Below are 16375 nucleotides of genomic sequence, written 5' to 3' on the forward strand. Positions count from 1 at the left end.
CGGATCACCGGTCGATGAAGTCGAACTCGGCGAACTTCGCACCGCCGGAGAGACGTTCGTAGCCGGGGCCGCGGTCGAAGAACGGCTCGTCCAGACCGCGATCCGCGCGCATCTGCTCGCGCAGCGCCTCGGTGGCGTCGACGTCCGGAACCGGTTCCCCGGTCGACGACGCGAGCACCACACCGTAGTCGACGCGTGCGCCCTCCGCGGACACCTTGCCCCACAGCACGTCCCGGACGACCTCCTCGATCGGACGGTCGAGCGGGTCGCCCCAGCCGCCGCCACCGGTGGTACGGATGCGCACCACTTCGCCGGCCTTGATCGGTTCGGCGTCGGTCAGCGCGTCGAACTCGCGCTCGTTCGGACCGCCCGGGTCGAGGACCACCGAGAAGGGGCGTCCGGCCTTGCCGCCCTTGACTCCCCAGCAGGAGAGGATCGAGCGGTCGGCGATGGACATGAAGTTCGCGTCCTTGAGCATCCGGATGTGCTTCTCGTAGCCGAGACCGCCGCGGTAGCGTCCGGCGCCGCCGGAGTCCTTCGCCAGGCCGAGCTTCTCGACGATGAACGGGAACCGGCTCTCGGTGAATTCGGTCGGCAGGTTCCGTGAGTCGGGGACGACGTGGATGGTGTCCTCACCGTCCGCGTAGTGCCTGCCGCCGGACCCGCCGCCGAGCACCTCCCGCATCAGGTACGAGTGCCCGTCGAAGTCCTCGCCGTACACCCCCGTGTACCGGATGGTCTCCTGGTCGGCGGGCATGTTCCCGTCGACGGCCTTGGCGACGACGCCGGCGAGCACGCCGAGCAGCCGCAGGATCACGAACGTCCGGGCGTTGGTGGGCGCCGGGAAGATCGGGGTGATCAGTGTGCCCTTCTCCGGGAACTTCATCTCGATCAACGGCACGACACCCTCGTTGACGTCGAGTTCCGCCATCCGCTCGGGACTGTCGGCGAGGTTGCGGAGGATCGGCGCGAGCCACTTGATGAGGAAGTTGCCGTCGGCGTAGTCACCGCAGTGGTTGATGGGCCCCTTGGCCTGCGGGCCGGTGCCGTTGAAATCGAGGATGAGGCGTTCGCCGCCCTCGTCCTCGGGGCCGGTCTTGGTGAGCGTGATCCGCTGCCGGTGCAGCATGGGCTCGTCGACGCCGTCGTGTTCGGCGTAGTCCTCCCACGTGTACTCGCCCTTGGGGATCTTGCTGAGGATCTCCCGCCGGTACGTCTCGGTGGTCGCGTCCATCATCGCGTCGAAGCAGGCCTCGACGGTGTCGCAGCCGTACCGCTCGAACAGTTCGGTGAGGCGACGGGCACCCATGAGGCAGGCCGAGCACTCGGCGTCGAGGTCTGCGGCCAGCGCGTCGGGCATCCGCGAGTTGCGGGTCATGATGCGCAGCGCCGCCTCGTTGGGCACACCCTGATCCCACAGCTTGATCGGCGGGACCATCAGGCCCTCCTCGTACACCGTGGTCGCACCCGAGGGCATCGACCCCGGGCAGCAGCCGCCGATGTCGTCGTGGTGGCCGAACGCCTGCACGAACGCGACGACGGACGGTTCCGTATCACCCGGCCGGGTGGCGAACACCGGGACGGTGACGCACAGGTCGGGGAGGTGGCCGATGCCGCCTTCGGACAGGTAGACGTCGTTGTGGAAGTAGACGTCGCCGGGCTTCATCGTGTCGAGCGGGAAGTCCCGCGCCACCGGATGCACCAGCGCCGAATACGAACGGCCCGTGAGCTTCCGGAGGTTGCGGTCGTGGATGCCGGCACGGAAGTCGTGCGCGTCGCGGATCATGGGGGAGCGGGAGGTCCGCGAGATCGACGTCTCGACCTCCATCTCGACGCTGGCGAGGTAGCCGGCGACGATCTCCACCAGCACCGGGTCGGGCGTCGTTCCGTCGACCGGTGTCAGCCGGTAGGGCTTGACCGCCTGCACTGCAACGGGTTCGGTGGTGACGGTCATCGGTTCGCTCCGTTCGAGTCGGCGATCTTGGTGATGCGGATGTTTCCGAAGGTGTCGATCCGCGCCTGGAAACCGGGGTGCACGGGGATGGTGGAGCTGAATTCCTCGATCACCGCAGGGCCCTCGAGCACATCGCCGGCGCCGAGCCGGGCCCGGTCGTAGACCTGGGTGGTGACCCACTCGTCGAAGTACGCCGGACGGGTGCCGGTCACGGCGGATTCGGCTCCGGCCCCCGCCGCGATCTCGTTCAGCGTGGGGCGCTTTATCGGGCCGATGCCGCTGACACGGAGGTTGACCCACTCGACGTGCTGGTGCGGGTCGCCGCGGAAGTCGTAGCCGTACAGCTCCTGGTGTGCCTGGTGGAACCGTTCGGCGGCCTCGTCCATCAGCTCCTGCGTGACGGGACCTTCACCGACGGGCACCCGGACCTCGAAGGCCTGGCCGAGGTAGCGCAGGTCCGCCGAGCGCGCGTACTTGCGCTCCGCCTCGCCGAAGCCTTCGTCGGCGAGTGCGCGTTCCGCCTCGGCGTCGAGCGCGTCCAGCCCGGACTGCAGTTCCTCGATCTCCAACCGGTCGTGCCTGCAGACGTGGGTCTGCACGTAGTCGTTGCGGACGTCGACCGTGAGCAGCCCGAATGCGGACACGTTACCCGGGTTCAGGGGGACGAGGACGTCCTTGAGCCCGAGGATGTCGACGAGCCGGCAGGCGAGCAGCGAACCGGATCCGCCGAACGTCACCAGGGTGAAGTCGCGGACGTCGAGACCGCGCTTGACCGTGATCTGCCGCAGCGCGTTGGCCTGGTTCCACGCCGACACCTCGAGGATGCCGGTGGCGCACGCCTCGAAGTCGAGCTTCAGCTGGTGGGCCAGCTGCTCGACGCCCTTGCGGGCCAGTTCGGTGTCGAGGGGGATCTCGCCGCCGAGCAGGTGGGGTGGGATGCGGCCGAGCAGCACGTGGGCGTCGGTGATCGTGGGCTCGCTGCCGCCCTTGCCGTAGCAGAGCGGGCCGGGGTCGGCGCCCGCCGACTGCGGTCCGACGCGGAGCGTGCCCTCGGGGGTCTGCCAGGCGATGGAGCCGCCACCGGCGCCGACGGTGACGACGTCGATCATCGGGATCTTCGACGGGTACGCCCCCACCCGGCCCTCGGTGGTGAGCGCGGGTTCACCGCGGACCACGACGGTGACGTCGGTCGACGTTCCGCCGCCGTCGCACGTGAGGACCTGCTCGACACCCGCGACACTCGCGATGAGCGCCGCACCGAGCGCGCCGGCCGCGGGGCCGGACAGCACCGTCGTGATCGGCTGGTGCACGACCTCCTTGGCGGAGAGCACGCCACCGTTCGACTTCATCACGTAGAACGGGATGTCACGTGTTTCGCCCTCGTCGGAGGAGAACTCGCGCAGCCGGTTCGCGATGTTGTTCACGTAGTTGCGGATGTTCGGCTTCACGGCCGCATCCACCAGGGTGGTGATGGACCGCTCGTATTCGCGGTACTCGCGCAGCACCTGGCTGGAGATGCTCACCGTGGCCTCGGGGTATTCCTCGAGCAGAAGATCCCGGACGCGGTTCTCGTGGCTCGGGTTTGCATAGGAGTGCATGAGGCACACGCCGATGGTGCGGATGCCGCGCTCGGCGAAGAACCGGGCCGCCTTGCGGACGTCGTCCTCGACGAGGGGGCGGATCTCGCTGCCGTCGAACGCGAGCCGGCCGCCGATGGTGCGGACGCGGTCGGCGGGAACGATGCGGTCGGGTTTGACCCAGAAGTAGGAGTTGCCGTAGCCGTCGGGGACGGACTGGCGGGCGATCTCGAGGACGTGCTCGTAACCCTCGGTGGTGATGAACCCGAGGTTCTCGACCTTGCCTTCGAGGAGCTTGTTGGTGGCGACGGTGGTGCCGTGGCTGACGGCACCGATCGCATCACCGGTCTCGCCGAGCTTGGCGAGCACCTTCTCGATTCCGGTGAGGAATCCCTGCGCCGGGTCGGCAGGCGTCGAGGGTGTCTTGGTGGTGACGACGGCTCCGGACTCCTCGTCCACAGCCACGACGTCGGTGAATGTTCCGCCGGTGTCGATACCGACCCGAATCTTTCTGGATTCCACGATTCCTCCTGGGCTCGTCTCGCGTACAGCAATTGCACCGCGTCCGCCGCCCGGTTTCTTTGTCACATATCGCCGAACTCACCGGTCCTCGTTCGGCGCTGCCCGCGACCGCAGGCCCCGGACAGACGACAGCACCCCGAACCGGACGGTTCGGGGTGCTGTGTGACGAGGTGTTCGCGGCGCTACTTCGAGCAGGTGCCCCGCACGAGGATGCCGCCGACGAGAACTCCGGCGAGGGCGATGCCGGCGCCGAGTGCGGCCGACGCGAGAACGGTTGCCGTGGAGGTGCCCTCGGGCACCCGCACCGGCCCTGCGGCCGCCGCGGGAACCGGGGCCGCCCCAGCGACGCCGGCGACCGCCGGAACCTCGCCCGGCGCCGCCGCGACCTCGGCCGCCGGGATGCCGTTGGCGATCACGCCGTCGATGCCCTTGAAGAACACCCCGGCCATCTTCTTCGCGACGCCGGTGATCATCCGCTGCCCGACGCCGCCGACCATGCCGCCGACGACGGCGTCCGCGTCGTAGCTGAGCAGGGTGCCGCCGTCGCGTTCCTCGAGCCGCACCGTCACGTCGGCCTTGACGGTGCCGGGGGCACCGGCTCCCGATGCCGTCATCACGAAAGACTCGGGCCGATTCTGCTGCGACAGAATCACTTCGCCGTCATAGGTGCCCTTGATGGATGCGACACCCGCCGTGATGGACAACTTGTAATGGTTGTCGCTGAGCTGCTCGAGGGACTGCACCCCGGGGATGGTCGCCGCGAGGACCCGTCCGTCCTGCAGGTTGTCGTACACGGCCTCCGGTGGGGCCGTCAGTAGGGCGGTGCCGGCGATTCTCATTCGTTCTCCTTGCTCTGTGACGACGCGTGCGCGAGGCGAAGCTCGAACAACTCTGACGGGGATATCGGCATGGAGGTGATCGGGATGCCTTCGGCGTCCTCGATCGCTGCCGCGATGACGGCGGACGTCGGGATCACGCCCGCCTCGCCTGCGCCCTTCATCCCGAGGGGATTGAGGCCGGACGGGGTGACGGTGTGGTCCATCTCGAGCGAGTCGGGCATCTCGGTGACGAACGGCATCAGGAAATCCATGTACGACGCGTTGAGCATCTGGCCGTGCTCGTCGTAGACGATCTTCTCGTACAGCGCGCCGCCGACACCCTGCGCGACGGCGCCCATGACCTGGCCCTCGACGATCCGCGGGTTGATGACGTTGCCGCAGTCGTGGATCACGGCGTACCGCCGCACGTGGATCTCCGCCGTCACCGGATCGGTTTCGACGATCGCCGCGTGCACGCCGGACGCGAACGTCGACGTCGGCGGCGAGTAGTAGCCGGTGGCCTCGAGCCCGGGTTGTTCACCCTCCCGGACCGGCGGAATCGTCATGTCCGTGTCGGCTTTCGCGAATCCGGTGGCCTGCCTCGACGCGTCGTCGAACGCATAGCGCAGCGGGTTCGACAGCACGGCGACCACGCCCAGCGAGATGGACGTGCCCTCGGCGCCGGGCAGCGTGCCGATCTTGCACACGTGCCCACCGCGCAGTTCCAGTTCGGCGGGATCGAGGTTCAGCGCCTCACCGGCGATCGTGCGGGCCTTCTCCGCCACCATCTGCGCGGCCACGTGGAACGCCGAACCCGACATCACGGCGCCGCGGGACGCGAACGTTCCGACGGCATAGCCGAATCGGCGGGTGTCGCCGGTGACGATCTCCACGTCGGTGACCGGCACGCCGAGATCGTCCGCGACGATCTGCGCGAACGCCGTCTGATGGCCCTGACCCTGGGTGGTCAGACCCGTTGCGGCCTTGACCTTCCCGGACGTCTCGACGAGAACGTGGGCGCCCTCGTACGGTCCCGGCCCGGTGCCCTCCACGTAGGCGCCGATCCCGATGCCCACGGCCCGGCCTTCCGCCTTCGCCTGCTTCTTGTACTCGGCGAACCCGTCCCAGTCGATGAGCTTCTTCAGCTTGTCGATCCCGGCCTGGTAGTTGCCGGTGTCGTAGATCAGCGGGCGGCCGTCCTGGAACGTGAGGTGGAAGTCGTACGGCATCTCCTCGGGCCGGATGAAGTTGTGTTCGCGGACCTCGATGACGTCCTTGCCGAGATATTTCGCGATCGCGTCCATCGCCCGTTCCATCGCGAACACGGCCTGCGGGCGGCCGGCACCGCGGTAGGGCGTGACGATGACCGTGTTCGTGTACAGCGAGTACGCGTCCACCCGGAACGATTTCGGCTTGTACGGCCCGAGCACCTGCGTCGACGTGTTCAGCATGACGATGATGCCGTACGGCAGGTAGGCGCCGTTGTCGTGCCAGAACGTGAAGTCGAACGCGAGGAGTGTGCCGTCGTCGTCGAATCCGACCGTCACTTCCTGGATCTGGCCGCGCTCGTGCGCGCTCGACACGAAGTGCTCGCGCCGGTCCTCGACCCATTTGACCTCGCTCGAGATGCCCGCCGTCCCGAGCCGCCGCGCGGCCCAGGTGACCATGACCTCCTCCGGCCACGGGTGGACGATCTTGACGCCGAAGCCGCCACCGACGTCGGGTGCGATGCAGTGGACCTTGTTGTGCGCCATCTTCAGTCGTGCCGCGATCGCCGCGCGGGCCGACGTGGACGTCTGCGTGGACGTCCAGAACGTGAGCGCCTGCTCGTCGGTGTCCCAGCGCGCGTAGACGCCCTTGCCCTCCATCGGCATCGACGCCGACCGCTCGATCTCGAGGTTCAGGGTCAGCCGGTGCGGTGCGTTCGCCAGTTCCGCGTCCACGTCGCCGAATCCGTGCTGCAGGTGCGCCGCGACGTTGTCGGGGACGTCCGCGTGCACCGCGTTGTCCGCCTGCCGCGCCACGTCGATGCCCACGACCGGTGGGAGCATCTCGTACGTGACGTCGATCTTGGCGCACGCGTCCTCGGCGATGTACCGGTTGTCGGCGACCACCATCGCGATCGCCTCACCGACATGGTTGACCTCGTCCTTGGCGAGCGGATACCCGTTGCGCGGGGCGGTGATCGCCGGGTGCGGGATCAGGAGGGGCAGGTTCTCCGCCATCTCCGGGGAGTCGTCCACCAGGTCGTCGTACGTGTAGATCGCGTGCACACCGGGCAGATCGAGCGCGGCGTCGATGTCGATCCCCGTGATGCGGGCATGCGCGTGCGGTGACCGGACGAACGCGGCGATGAGCGCGTTGTGGCCCAGATCGTCGAGGTAGCGGCCGTTGCCGGACAGGAGCCGGGCGTCCTCCGTGCGGGGAATCGGCTTGCCGAACAACTTCTCGGATTCGACAGTCTCCGGACCGCTTTCCTTCGTGCGCGCCGGCGTGGTCCGGGGTTTCGTGACGCTCATGCTCGCCCTGCCCTTCCACCGACCGGGTTGGTCGTTCCGCGGACCTTCGGATCGAGTGAGGCCCGCGACGACTCGTCGTCCTGGCCGAGCGGGAACTCTCCCGAACGTTCGCGCTTGATCTCCGCGGCACGCAGCACGGCCGCCCTGATGTTCTGGTATCCGGTGCACCGGCAGAGGTTTCCCGCGATCGCGTCGGTGGCCTCCTCGCGGGTGGGCGAGTCGTTCTCCTCGAGGAACGCGGCGATGGTGGTGACGAAGCCGGGCGTGCAGAATCCGCATTGCAGGCCGTGGCAGTCGATGAACGCCTGCTGCACCGGATGCAGGGTGCCGTCGGGTTCGACGAGACCCTCGACGGTGGTGACGGCCCGGCCCTCGAGGCTCGCCGCGAGCACCAGACAGGACCGCACGGGTTTGCCGTCGAGCAGCACGGTGCACGCGCCGCAGACCCCGTGCTCGCAGCCGACGTGTGTCCCCGTCTGGCGCAGATGGTGCCGGATCGCGTCGGACGCGAGCGTGCGCGACGGCAGCACCACCGTCTGCGTCACCGCGTTGAGCGTGAACGTCACCGCGACGTGCTGTTCGCCCGTCTCCTCCTGCAGTTCGGCGAGTTGCTCGTCGATGCTGCCCGTTGCCTTTGCCATGGTCACCTTCCTCCCGCCGACGCGTGCACGGCGGCACCGTCGAGCACTGCATCCTGCGCGGCCGCGAACCCGACCCGGGCGGTCAGCGCCGCCACCAGCTGCGACCGGTACCGCGCGGTGGCGTGAATGTCGGGCTCGGTGTCGATCCGCTCCCGCGCGAACTCGGACAGATTCCGCCACAACGGGTCCCGGTCGTCCGTCGCGGACGCACCTCGCAGCACATCCGTGTAGTCGACGACCTCACCGAGTTCGCCGGCCGACACATATGTCATCCGGGCCTCCGCGACCGCACCGCCTTCGACCCGCACCTGCGCCGCGACCCCGACGAGTGCGTAGTCGCCGTGCCTGCGGGCGATCTCGTCGATCGCCGTCCCGACACCGGGCTCGGCGGCCGGGACAGTGACGCTCGTGGCGATCTCGTCCGCCTCGAGCGTGGTTTCGAGCGGCCCGGCGAACAGGTCGGTCGAGCGGATCTCCCGGACCCCGCGCACCGAACGCACGCTGACCGAGCCACCGAGCAGCGCGAGCACGGCCGGCATCTCGGCGGACGGGTCGGCGTGGACGATCGAGCCGACCGTCGTGCCGCGGTTGCGGATGGTCGGGTGTGCGACGAGACGCAGCCCGCGGCCGATCAGCGGCTGCACCTGTGCGGCGCCGCGGTCGGCCTCGAGCACCGAGTGGGGGGTCAGGGCGTCGAACGTGACACCGAGCTCGCGGGACGACGACACCGCGTCCAGCCGGGGGATGGATCCGATGTCGACGAGGTGCGCCGGCGCGGCCAGCCGCATGGACAGCAGCGGGATCAGCGACTGCCCGCCCGCGAGCACCTTTCCCTCGTGAGCCACGTCCGCGAGGATCTGACAGGCCTCGTCGATCGACCGAGGTCGGTGATAAGTCAGTGGCGACGGTTTCATTCCTCAGATCCTGCCCGTATCGTACGCTCGACGTTTCGTGAACTAGTGACAAAACTCACGTCCCACCGATGGCAGATCACGTGAGCTGACCGACCCGATCCGGGGCCGTTCCGTCGTCCGCGGTCGGCTTCGGGTGGTGACGGCCGGTGCCGACGTCGTCAGCATCCTTGGGGGCGATGACGCGGCACAGGTGGTACATCCCGATCACCACGATCGTGCCGAGCGCGATGCCGCTGAGGGAGAAACTGTCCGTGAACGTCAGCTCCGTGTCACCGATCGCAATGATCAGGCCGGCGGCGATGGGCATCAGGTTGAGCGGGTTGCCGAAGTCGACGCCGTTCTCCTTCCAGATCTTCGCGCCGAGCAGGCCGATGATCCCGTAGAGCACCACCGTGATTCCGCCGAGCACACCGCCGGGCGTCGCGGAGATGACGGCACCGAACTTGGGGGAGAAGCCCAGCAGCATCGCAATGACGCCTGCCGCGGCGTACGCTGCCGTCGAATACACCTTCGTCGCGGCCATGACGCCGATGTTCTCGGCGTATGTGGTCGTCGGGGATCCGCCGACGCTGGTCGCGATGGTGGTGGCCAGGCCGTCGCCGATCAGGGCGCGTCCCATCATCGGGTCGAGGTCGATCTTGGTGATCTCGGCGACGGCCTTGACGTGTCCGGCGTTCTCCGCGATCAGGGCGATCACACCGGGCAGCACGAGGACGATGAACGTGAGACTGAACGACGGCGCGTGGATGCCCACGATGCCGTTCGCCTCGTCGGAGAACGGCGGCAGCCCGATCCACGACGCCGCGGAGACGCCGTCCCAGTTGACGCGGAAGTGTTCGGTGACCCCGCCGGCGACCGGGTCGTACGACGTGATCATGCCGGTCGTCACGTCGAGCACCCACGACAGCGCGTATCCGAAGAGCAGCGTCAGGAAGATCGCGACCCGCCCGAGGAATCCGCGGAGCGCCACGCTCGCCACCACCAGCACCACCATCACCGTCAACGCGACCCACTGATCCTGCGGCCAGTACGTTCCGGCCACGACCGGGGCCAGGTTGAACCCGATCAACATGACGACGGCGCCGGTGACCACGGGCGGCAGGATCTTGAACACCACCCCGCCGCCGAGGAAGTGGATCAGCACGCCGATCCCGGCGAGCACGAGACCCGACACCAGGATCGCCCCCGTCACCTGCGCGGAGGTGCCGCCCTGGGCGCGGATGGCGGCGATGCCGCCGACGAACGCGGCCGACGTCCCCAGGTAGCTGGGAATCCGACCCTTGACGACCAGCAGGAAGAAGAGGGTGCAGGAACCCGACAACATTACGGCCAGTTGAGGATTGAGACCCATGATGATCGGGAAGACGAACGTGGCCCCGAACATCGAGACCACGTGCTGGCCGCCGAGCCCGATCGTGCGACCCCAGCTGAGCCGTTCGCTCGGAGCCACGACCTCCCCGGGCGCGATGGTCTTGCCATCTCCGTGCAGTGTCCAGATAGGCATAGGGGGACCTTTCAGACAGGTGACGGTGCAGGGGTGCCGGCGGCCAGCTTCGATGATGTGCCGCATGTCACAGTTGCACCTCGATAGGAGGGAAACGTTATTACAGCGTCAGCCACCCGGCGTGAGAAGAATCTGCCAGTGCGTGCCCGGCGAAATTGGCAACTTTAGGAATTGATGCCGCGCATCGCCATGATCTTGAGGGCGAGCGACAGGTCGAGGCGCAATTCGGGGTGATCGGTGAACGACCCGAGCATCTTCTCCAGCTTCACCACCCTGTACCGCAGGGTGTTGTAGTGAAAGTGGAGTTGACGTGCGGTTTCGGCGATGTTGATGTTGGTGGCGAGCAGCACCTCGAGGGTGCGCCGCATGTCCTGCGCCTCGGGTGTGTCGGCGGTCAGTTCGCGGAGGGTCTCGGAGGCGAACGACTCGAGTTCCCGGTCGTCCTCGACGAGGCTCAGCAGCCGGTAGACGCCGAGGTCGTCGAAATGCGTCACTGCCCAGGCGCCGGTGATCTGCCGTCCCACCTTCAGCGCGGTCCGGGCCTGGCCGTAGAGGGCCGGGATGCCGTCCACCGAATCCGTCGGCCGGGACACCCCCACCCCGAAGGGCCTGCGCCCACCGCCGCCGTCGCCGCGCACGTACGCGACCAGTTCGTGGACCAGGTTCATCGTGTCGGTGCCGACACCCATCAGGATCACCGTCTCCGTCGCCAGTGCGGTGACGGCGGCGCCCGTGTCCCGGCCCGCGACGGCGCTCGTGAATGCCCGCGCCTGCCGCTCGACAAGCGGCATCCGGGTGGGCATCGACGGCTCGTCCTCACCGACCGGATCGGGTTCGATCACCACGACGACCACGGGACGGTCCAGGTCCCAGCCGAACGTCTTGGCGTGCGCGACGACGTGCTCGTGTTCGCCGCCGCGGCCGAGCAGCAGGTCCCGCACGAAGTTCGCGCGGTGCTTCTCCTCCACCGAGGACACGACGAGTTCGCGGGCGACCACCAGGGCGCACACCGCCGCAGCCTGCTCGACGAGATACAGGTCTTCGCTGCGCAGCGGGTGCCCGGTGCTGAAGTGCACCAACCGCCCGTGATCGATGCCGTTGGCCGAAATCGCTGACACCGCAATGAACTCGTCACCCAGCCGGTGCAGGCCGAGCCCGCCCTCCGTCGAATCGGTGCGGACCCGGCCGGTGGAGTCGAGCGCCGCACTCGACGCCAGCCGGTTCAGCTCGGACTCGTCCCCGGCGCGGCACAGCTGACGTCCGTCGGGTGTCGTGATCAGTACGGCCCCGCCCAGTTCACCGTGGACGGCGACGGCGAGTTCGGCGAATCCACCGCCGGCCATCACGACGTCGACGAGCACTCTCCGCAACCGGTCCGCCTCGAACACGGCGTCGACCTGCCGGGCCGACAACTCCGCGAGCGCTCCCGCCAGCGGGTGTGCCTGCGAGTACAGGTCCGCGACCACGACGACGGGTAGCCCGAGTTCGTCGGCCGCGTCGGACATCTCGGCCGGCAGCGTCGCGGTGGGGTCGTCGAGCCGGACGGCGAGCCCGGAGACGCCCCGCCTGTCGAGCCGGGCGAGAAACGCGTCGATCGGCTCGACCAGCCGGCCGAGAACCGTGGACGTGGTGAGCAGCAACTGTCCGGTCCGGAGCCACGGTCCGATGTCCGGCACCGCCATCACGGCGACGTTCGACACCTCACGCGAGGCGCCGGTCGCGCCGGCGACCAGGGTCGGGGAGACGAGGAGATCGGACACCAGCACGTCGGCGAACGATTGCGGCGCAACGCCCGGACCAGGCCCGTCGCCGGTGTCGGCGGCTGCGCGGAACCCGGGAGCGGAACTACCGACATCCCTCGTCGTCACTGCAACACCCTGCTCACCTGATACGACACTCGCCCCGGACGGCGCGAAAGTGTGACCTTAAGTCGCGACCCGAATACCCGTCAAACGGTGGTCACGCGGTGCACTCGAGCGGCCGGCCGGTCCCGGCCGGCGCATCACGGTGGATCGGACCGCTCAGCTGCTGGAGTCCGAGCCCCGACGTGCCCCGGGTCGTCTTCATCATCTCGGCGAGGATCGACACCGCGGTCTCCTCGGGAGTGCGGGCACCCAGGTCGAGGCCGATCGGGGAATGCAGCCGCGCCAGCTCCGCCGCGGTCGTCCCCTGTTCCCGCAGCAGCGTGACCCGGCGATCGTGCGTGGCCCGGCTGCCCATCGCGCCGATGTACGCCGCGTCCGATCGCAGGGCGAGCCCCAGCAGCGGGATGTCGAATTTCTCGTCGTGGGTGAGCACCGCGAGGACCGTCCGGTGGTCGACCGGCGCGGTCTCGAGGAACCGGTGCGGCCACATCACGACGACGTCGTCGGCGTCCGGGAACCGGGCGCGCGTCGCGAACACGGCGCGGGCGTCGATCACCGTGACGTGGTAGCCGGCGAATGCGCCCAGCGAGCACATGGCCGCGGCGAAGTCGATGGCCCCGAAGATGTACATCCGCGGTGGGGGCGCGAAGATCTCGACCATGCACACCGTCTCGGACTGCAGTTGATACACCAGCGACTCACCGGTTTCGAGACGACGGCGGACATTCTCGACATCGGTCTCGGGCAGGTCGAGGTCGCCCGCGAGTGCGTCCCCGGTGATCACGCTGCGCCGGGTCCGTGATCCGTCGCCGGTCTCCGTCACGACGGCGATCGACTCACCGCCACGGATCCTTCGCGCCACGTCCGCGAAGTCCGGGAAGTCGCTGCTCCCGATGCGCTGAACGAACACCTCGATGGTTCCGCCGCACGTCAGACCGACACCGATCGCGTCGTCGTCCGCCACGCAGAACACTTCCGTCCGGCTGCGCCCTTCGGCCAGCACATCCCGCGCCGTCTCGTACAGCGCGCTCTCGACACACCCACCGGACACACTTCCGAGCACCTCACCGGATTCCGACACGGCCATCGCCGCGCCCGGTGCCCGCGGAGACGACTTCCAGGTGCGCACCACCGTAGCCAGGACGAAATTCTCGCCGCGGTCGAACCACGCTTCCAAGCCCGCCAGGATGTCGCGCATCGTCTCGTACTCCTCGGGTGATTCGTCGGGAACCTCACGCTAACCGGCGACGACCGGCCGCCGCGGCACACAATGCGCCGAAATCCCCAGCGGCCGCTTGTGCATTCTCGCCATCGCTATCGTTCGGCGACTCCGCAATTCTCGGACGGTCCCCCTTCCTTCACAGAGAACCGAGGATCCACCATGAATCAGTTGCTCAGCGGGATCCGGGTCCTCGACCTCACGCGGGCCCTCGCCGGTCCGCTGTGCACGGCACTGCTGTCGGATTTCGGCGCCGACATCATCAAGGTCGAGACCCGTTCCGGTGGCGACAGTTCCCGGCAGTGGCCGCCGTTCGACGGCAGCGACAGCCTGTACTTCGCGTCCGTCAACCGCGGCAAACGCTCCGTCGCGCTCGACATGCGCAGCGAGCAGGGTCGGAAACTGCTGCGCCGCATGGCCGTCGGCGTGGACGTCATCGTGGAGAATTTCCGTCCCGGCGTCCTCGCGGACATGGGACTCGACCAGGAGTCGCTCGCCGAGGACAATCCCGGGGTGATCGTCATGAGTGTCAGCGGTTTCGGCCCGACCGGACCCGAGCAGTTCTCACCGGGTCTCGATCAGGTGGCGCAGGGCATGTCGGGTCTGATGTCGGTGACCGGCGCCGGCGACCACACGCCGATGCGCGTGGGCATTCCGATCATCGACACGGTGTCCGGTATCTATGCGGCGCTGGGCATCACGGCGGCACTCGTGTCCCGGGGTCGTGACGGCGCCGGTCATCACGTGCAGACGTCGCTACTCGAATCGGCCCTGTCGATCATGTCGTTCCAGGCGCAGAACTACCTGAGCACCGGACGCGTCGCGGAACCGAACGGAAACACACACCCCACCATAACGCCGTACGGCACGTTCGACACGGCCGATTTCCCCATCATCATCGCGACCGGCTCCGACCGGCACTGGGTGTCGCTGTGCCAGGTTCTCGGGGATCCCGAACTCGCCGACCGGACCGAATACCGCACCGGCCAATCACGACTCGCACACCGCGATCGGCTCACCAAGGAACTTCTCGAACTGCTGTCGGTGCGGCCGGCCGCCGAATGGGTGACGTCGATTCGCGCGGCGGGCATCCCGTGCGGTCCCGTCCACACGATCGATCAGGCCTTCGCCGACCCCCAGGTGCAGGCGCTGAAGATGGTGCAGCCGGTAACCACGCCGGACGGCGGTGAAGTGCCCCTGGTCCGGGGTCCGTTCTGGGTGGACGACGAGACCCTGCCGATCCGGAATGCGCCGCCGATGGTGCTGGGGCAGGACACGGCCGAGGTGCTCGGTGAATTCGGGCTGAGCGACGAAGATATCGAGGGCCTCCGGCGCGACCGGGTGATCTGACACCCGCGTCGGCCGTGGTCGCCTCACAACCGGGCGGCCACGGCCAACGCCACGTGCTCGCACCACGGCCGCGCGACGACCTGCACGCCGATCGGCAACCCGGACCGGGTGCTTCCCACCGGAACGACGACGGACGGCAGACCCGTCACGCTGATCGCGCGGCAACTCGCCAGGGCCTGAGACCACGTGAGCGACTGCCCACCGACGTCGAACACTTCGTCGCCGAGCGGCGGCGCCGGGATCGAGGCGACGGGAAGGACGAGGACGTCACCCATCTCGCCGAGCAGTCGGTGCACGAGTTCCGCTCGCTGCGCCCACAGTCGCTCGACCAGGCGCCGGTCCACGTCCCGCGCGTCGGCGAGCATCGTGGCGATGTTGTTTCCGAAGTCTGTGCCGAGTTCGATGATGTCGGTGTGGGTTTCGACCGCACGCAACCTGCCGAACAGAGCGTTGCCCTCCGACAGCGCCCCGCCCTCGTACGGGCGGGCACCGAGCCGTCCGGCGGCGCGGGCGACGGCCGCGACAATCTCCGTGTCCACCGGGACGGTCCCGTCGCCCGGCGCCCACGTGATGTCGAGGCGTGAGAGGTCCACCGAACCCGGGTCCGTCCAGCGGTACTGCGGGGACGACAGCACCCGCAGCACCAGGGCCGCGTCGTCCAGCGTCCGCGCCATCGGGCCGATCGTCTGCAGCGTGCCGTGCATGGTCGCCGGATTGGTCAGCACGTGATCGCCCGACGGGACGCCGGGATACTGTCCGTCGGGGTCCACCCTGCCGATCGTCGGGCGCACCGAGCGCAGTCCCGTGCAGTGGGCGGGCCAGCGCACCGAGCCGCCGAAGTCGGTGCCGAGACCGACCACGCTCATCCCGGACGCGACCGCCGCCGCCTCGCCGCCGCTCGACCCACCAGGTGAGCGGGGAACACCGTCGGGCCGGAGCGGGTTCACGGTGTACCCGAACAGGTCGTTGTGGGTGAGCCCGCTGGCCCCGAACTCCGGGGTGTTCGTCTTCCCGACGAGAATCGCGCCGGCCGCCCTCATCGCGGCCACCGCGGGCGCGTCGACACGCGGCACGTTGTGCTCGAGCGCGCGCGACCCCGCCGTCGTCCGGACATCCGCGGTCGCGATCAGGTCCTTCGCGGTGAACGGGACCCCGGCCAGCGGACCGACGTCCTCCCCTCGGCCGATCCGGGTGTCGAGGTCGTCGGCGGCCCGGATCGCCTGATCCTCGGCGACGGTGACGACGGCGTTCAGCTCCGGGTTCCGGGCCTTGATGTGCGCCAGGTGGTCGTCGAGCACCTGACTCGCGGAGACTTCCCGGTTCGTCACCGCGCGGGCGATCGTCTGCGCGTCCGAGCCGACCCAGCTGCCGTCGTTACCCCACACATGTCCTCCTCGGCTCGTGCTCAGGGGTCGACGCTAGACATCCCCACACCCGCCGCACACGGCCAGTGTGCACAGGAATCCGTCGCCCGAGCTGTGAAGAGTTGATA

11 protein-coding genes are annotated in these 16375 nt (G+C 68.6%); 1 reads left to right on the forward strand and 10 read right to left on the reverse strand.

From position 1 onward, the window contains the following. Positions 1-4 precede the first annotated feature (4 nt). The 9 genes from FND50_RS35745 to FND50_RS35785 all read right to left on the reverse strand — a co-directional run bounded on the left by FND50_RS35745 (position 5) and on the right by FND50_RS35785 (position 13512). Positions 5-1954 carry a hydantoinase B/oxoprolinase family protein gene (locus FND50_RS35745; protein WP_144288907.1) on the reverse strand — a complete coding sequence of 650 codons (1950 nt, stop codon included), beginning with the start codon at positions 1952-1954 and terminating at the stop codon, positions 5-7. After that, a complete protein-coding gene (locus FND50_RS35750) occupies positions 1951-4053 on the reverse strand; it encodes a hydantoinase/oxoprolinase family protein (RefSeq protein WP_144288908.1) in 2103 nt (700 codons plus the stop codon). Before FND50_RS35750 ends, FND50_RS35745 begins: the two co-directional genes overlap by 4 nt. A 182-nt stretch (positions 4054-4235) precedes the next feature. Then, on the reverse strand, positions 4236-4892 hold the full coding sequence (locus tag FND50_RS35755; protein WP_144288909.1) for a carbon monoxide dehydrogenase subunit G: 657 nt from the start codon (positions 4890-4892) through the stop codon (positions 4236-4238). Continuing rightward, the gene (cutA, locus tag FND50_RS35760) at positions 4889-7390 is read right to left on the reverse strand and encodes an aerobic carbon-monoxide dehydrogenase large subunit (protein ID WP_144288910.1); all 2502 of its coding nucleotides are present in this window, start codon (positions 7388-7390) and stop codon (positions 4889-4891) included. Before cutA ends, FND50_RS35755 begins: the two co-directional genes overlap by 4 nt. Continuing rightward, a complete protein-coding gene (locus tag FND50_RS35765) occupies positions 7387-8031 on the reverse strand; it encodes a (2Fe-2S)-binding protein (RefSeq protein ID WP_037203495.1) in 645 nt (214 codons plus the stop codon). The genes cutA and FND50_RS35765 overlap by 4 nt, the downstream gene beginning before the upstream one ends. Positions 8032-8033: 2 nt before the next feature. Then, the gene (locus FND50_RS35770) at positions 8034-8945 is read right to left on the reverse strand and encodes a xanthine dehydrogenase family protein subunit M (protein ID WP_144288911.1); all 912 of its coding nucleotides are present in this window, start codon (positions 8943-8945) and stop codon (positions 8034-8036) included. Between the two features lie 76 nt (positions 8946-9021). Then, positions 9022-10449, reverse strand: a complete 1428-nt coding sequence (locus FND50_RS35775) for a uracil-xanthine permease family protein (RefSeq protein WP_144288912.1) — start codon at positions 10447-10449, stop codon at positions 9022-9024. A 164-nt stretch (positions 10450-10613) separates the two neighbouring features. After that, positions 10614-12317: a PucR family transcriptional regulator gene (locus tag FND50_RS35780; RefSeq protein ID WP_144288913.1), complete on the reverse strand. Its 1704-nt coding sequence runs from the start codon at positions 12315-12317 to the stop codon at positions 10614-10616. Between the two features lie 91 nt (positions 12318-12408). Next, the gene (locus FND50_RS35785; RefSeq protein WP_144288914.1) at positions 12409-13512 is read right to left on the reverse strand and encodes an XdhC family protein; all 1104 of its coding nucleotides are present in this window, start codon (positions 13510-13512) and stop codon (positions 12409-12411) included. 183 nt (positions 13513-13695) lie between these two features. Here FND50_RS35785 and FND50_RS35790 point away from each other — a divergent pair, with 183 nt between their 5' ends. Then, the gene (locus FND50_RS35790) at positions 13696-14883 is read left to right on the forward strand and encodes a CaiB/BaiF CoA-transferase family protein (protein ID WP_144288915.1); all 1188 of its coding nucleotides are present in this window, start codon (positions 13696-13698) and stop codon (positions 14881-14883) included. Between the two features lie 23 nt (positions 14884-14906). On the opposite strand, the gene FND50_RS35795 is transcribed toward FND50_RS35790, so the two are convergent. Continuing rightward, positions 14907-16268 (reverse strand): amidase, encoded by a 1362-nt coding sequence (locus FND50_RS35795; RefSeq protein ID WP_144288916.1) that lies wholly within the window; start codon positions 16266-16268, stop codon positions 14907-14909. Between the last annotated feature and the right edge of the window lie 107 nt (positions 16269-16375).

Source organism: Rhodococcus sp. WB9, from assembly GCF_007558985.1.
GTDB lineage: Bacteria > Actinomycetota > Actinomycetes > Mycobacteriales > Mycobacteriaceae > Rhodococcus_F > Rhodococcus_F opacus.

What these genes read in the sequence shown, in the direction of transcription:
- cutA (WP_144288910.1), bottom strand. Translation starts at nt 7,390, where the DNA reads ATGAGCGTCACGAAACCCCGGACCACGCCGGCGCGCACGAAGGAAAGC.
- FND50_RS35755 (WP_144288909.1), bottom strand. Translation starts at nt 4,892, where the DNA reads ATGAGAATCGCCGGCACCGCCCTACTGACGGCCCCACCGGAGGCCGTG.
- FND50_RS35775 (WP_144288912.1), bottom strand. Translation starts at nt 10,449, where the DNA reads ATGCCTATCTGGACACTGCACGGAGATGGCAAGACCATCGCGCCCGGG.
- FND50_RS35765 (WP_037203495.1), bottom strand. Translation starts at nt 8,031, where the DNA reads ATGGCAAAGGCAACGGGCAGCATCGACGAGCAACTCGCCGAACTGCAG.
- FND50_RS35785 (WP_144288914.1), bottom strand. Translation starts at nt 13,512, where the DNA reads ATGCGCGACATCCTGGCGGGCTTGGAAGCGTGGTTCGACCGCGGCGAG.
- FND50_RS35745 (WP_144288907.1), bottom strand. Translation starts at nt 1,954, where the DNA reads ATGACCGTCACCACCGAACCCGTTGCAGTGCAGGCGGTCAAGCCCTAC.
- FND50_RS35770 (WP_144288911.1), bottom strand. Translation starts at nt 8,945, where the DNA reads ATGAAACCGTCGCCACTGACTTATCACCGACCTCGGTCGATCGACGAG.
- FND50_RS35790 (WP_144288915.1), top strand. Translation starts at nt 13,696, where the DNA reads ATGAATCAGTTGCTCAGCGGGATCCGGGTCCTCGACCTCACGCGGGCC.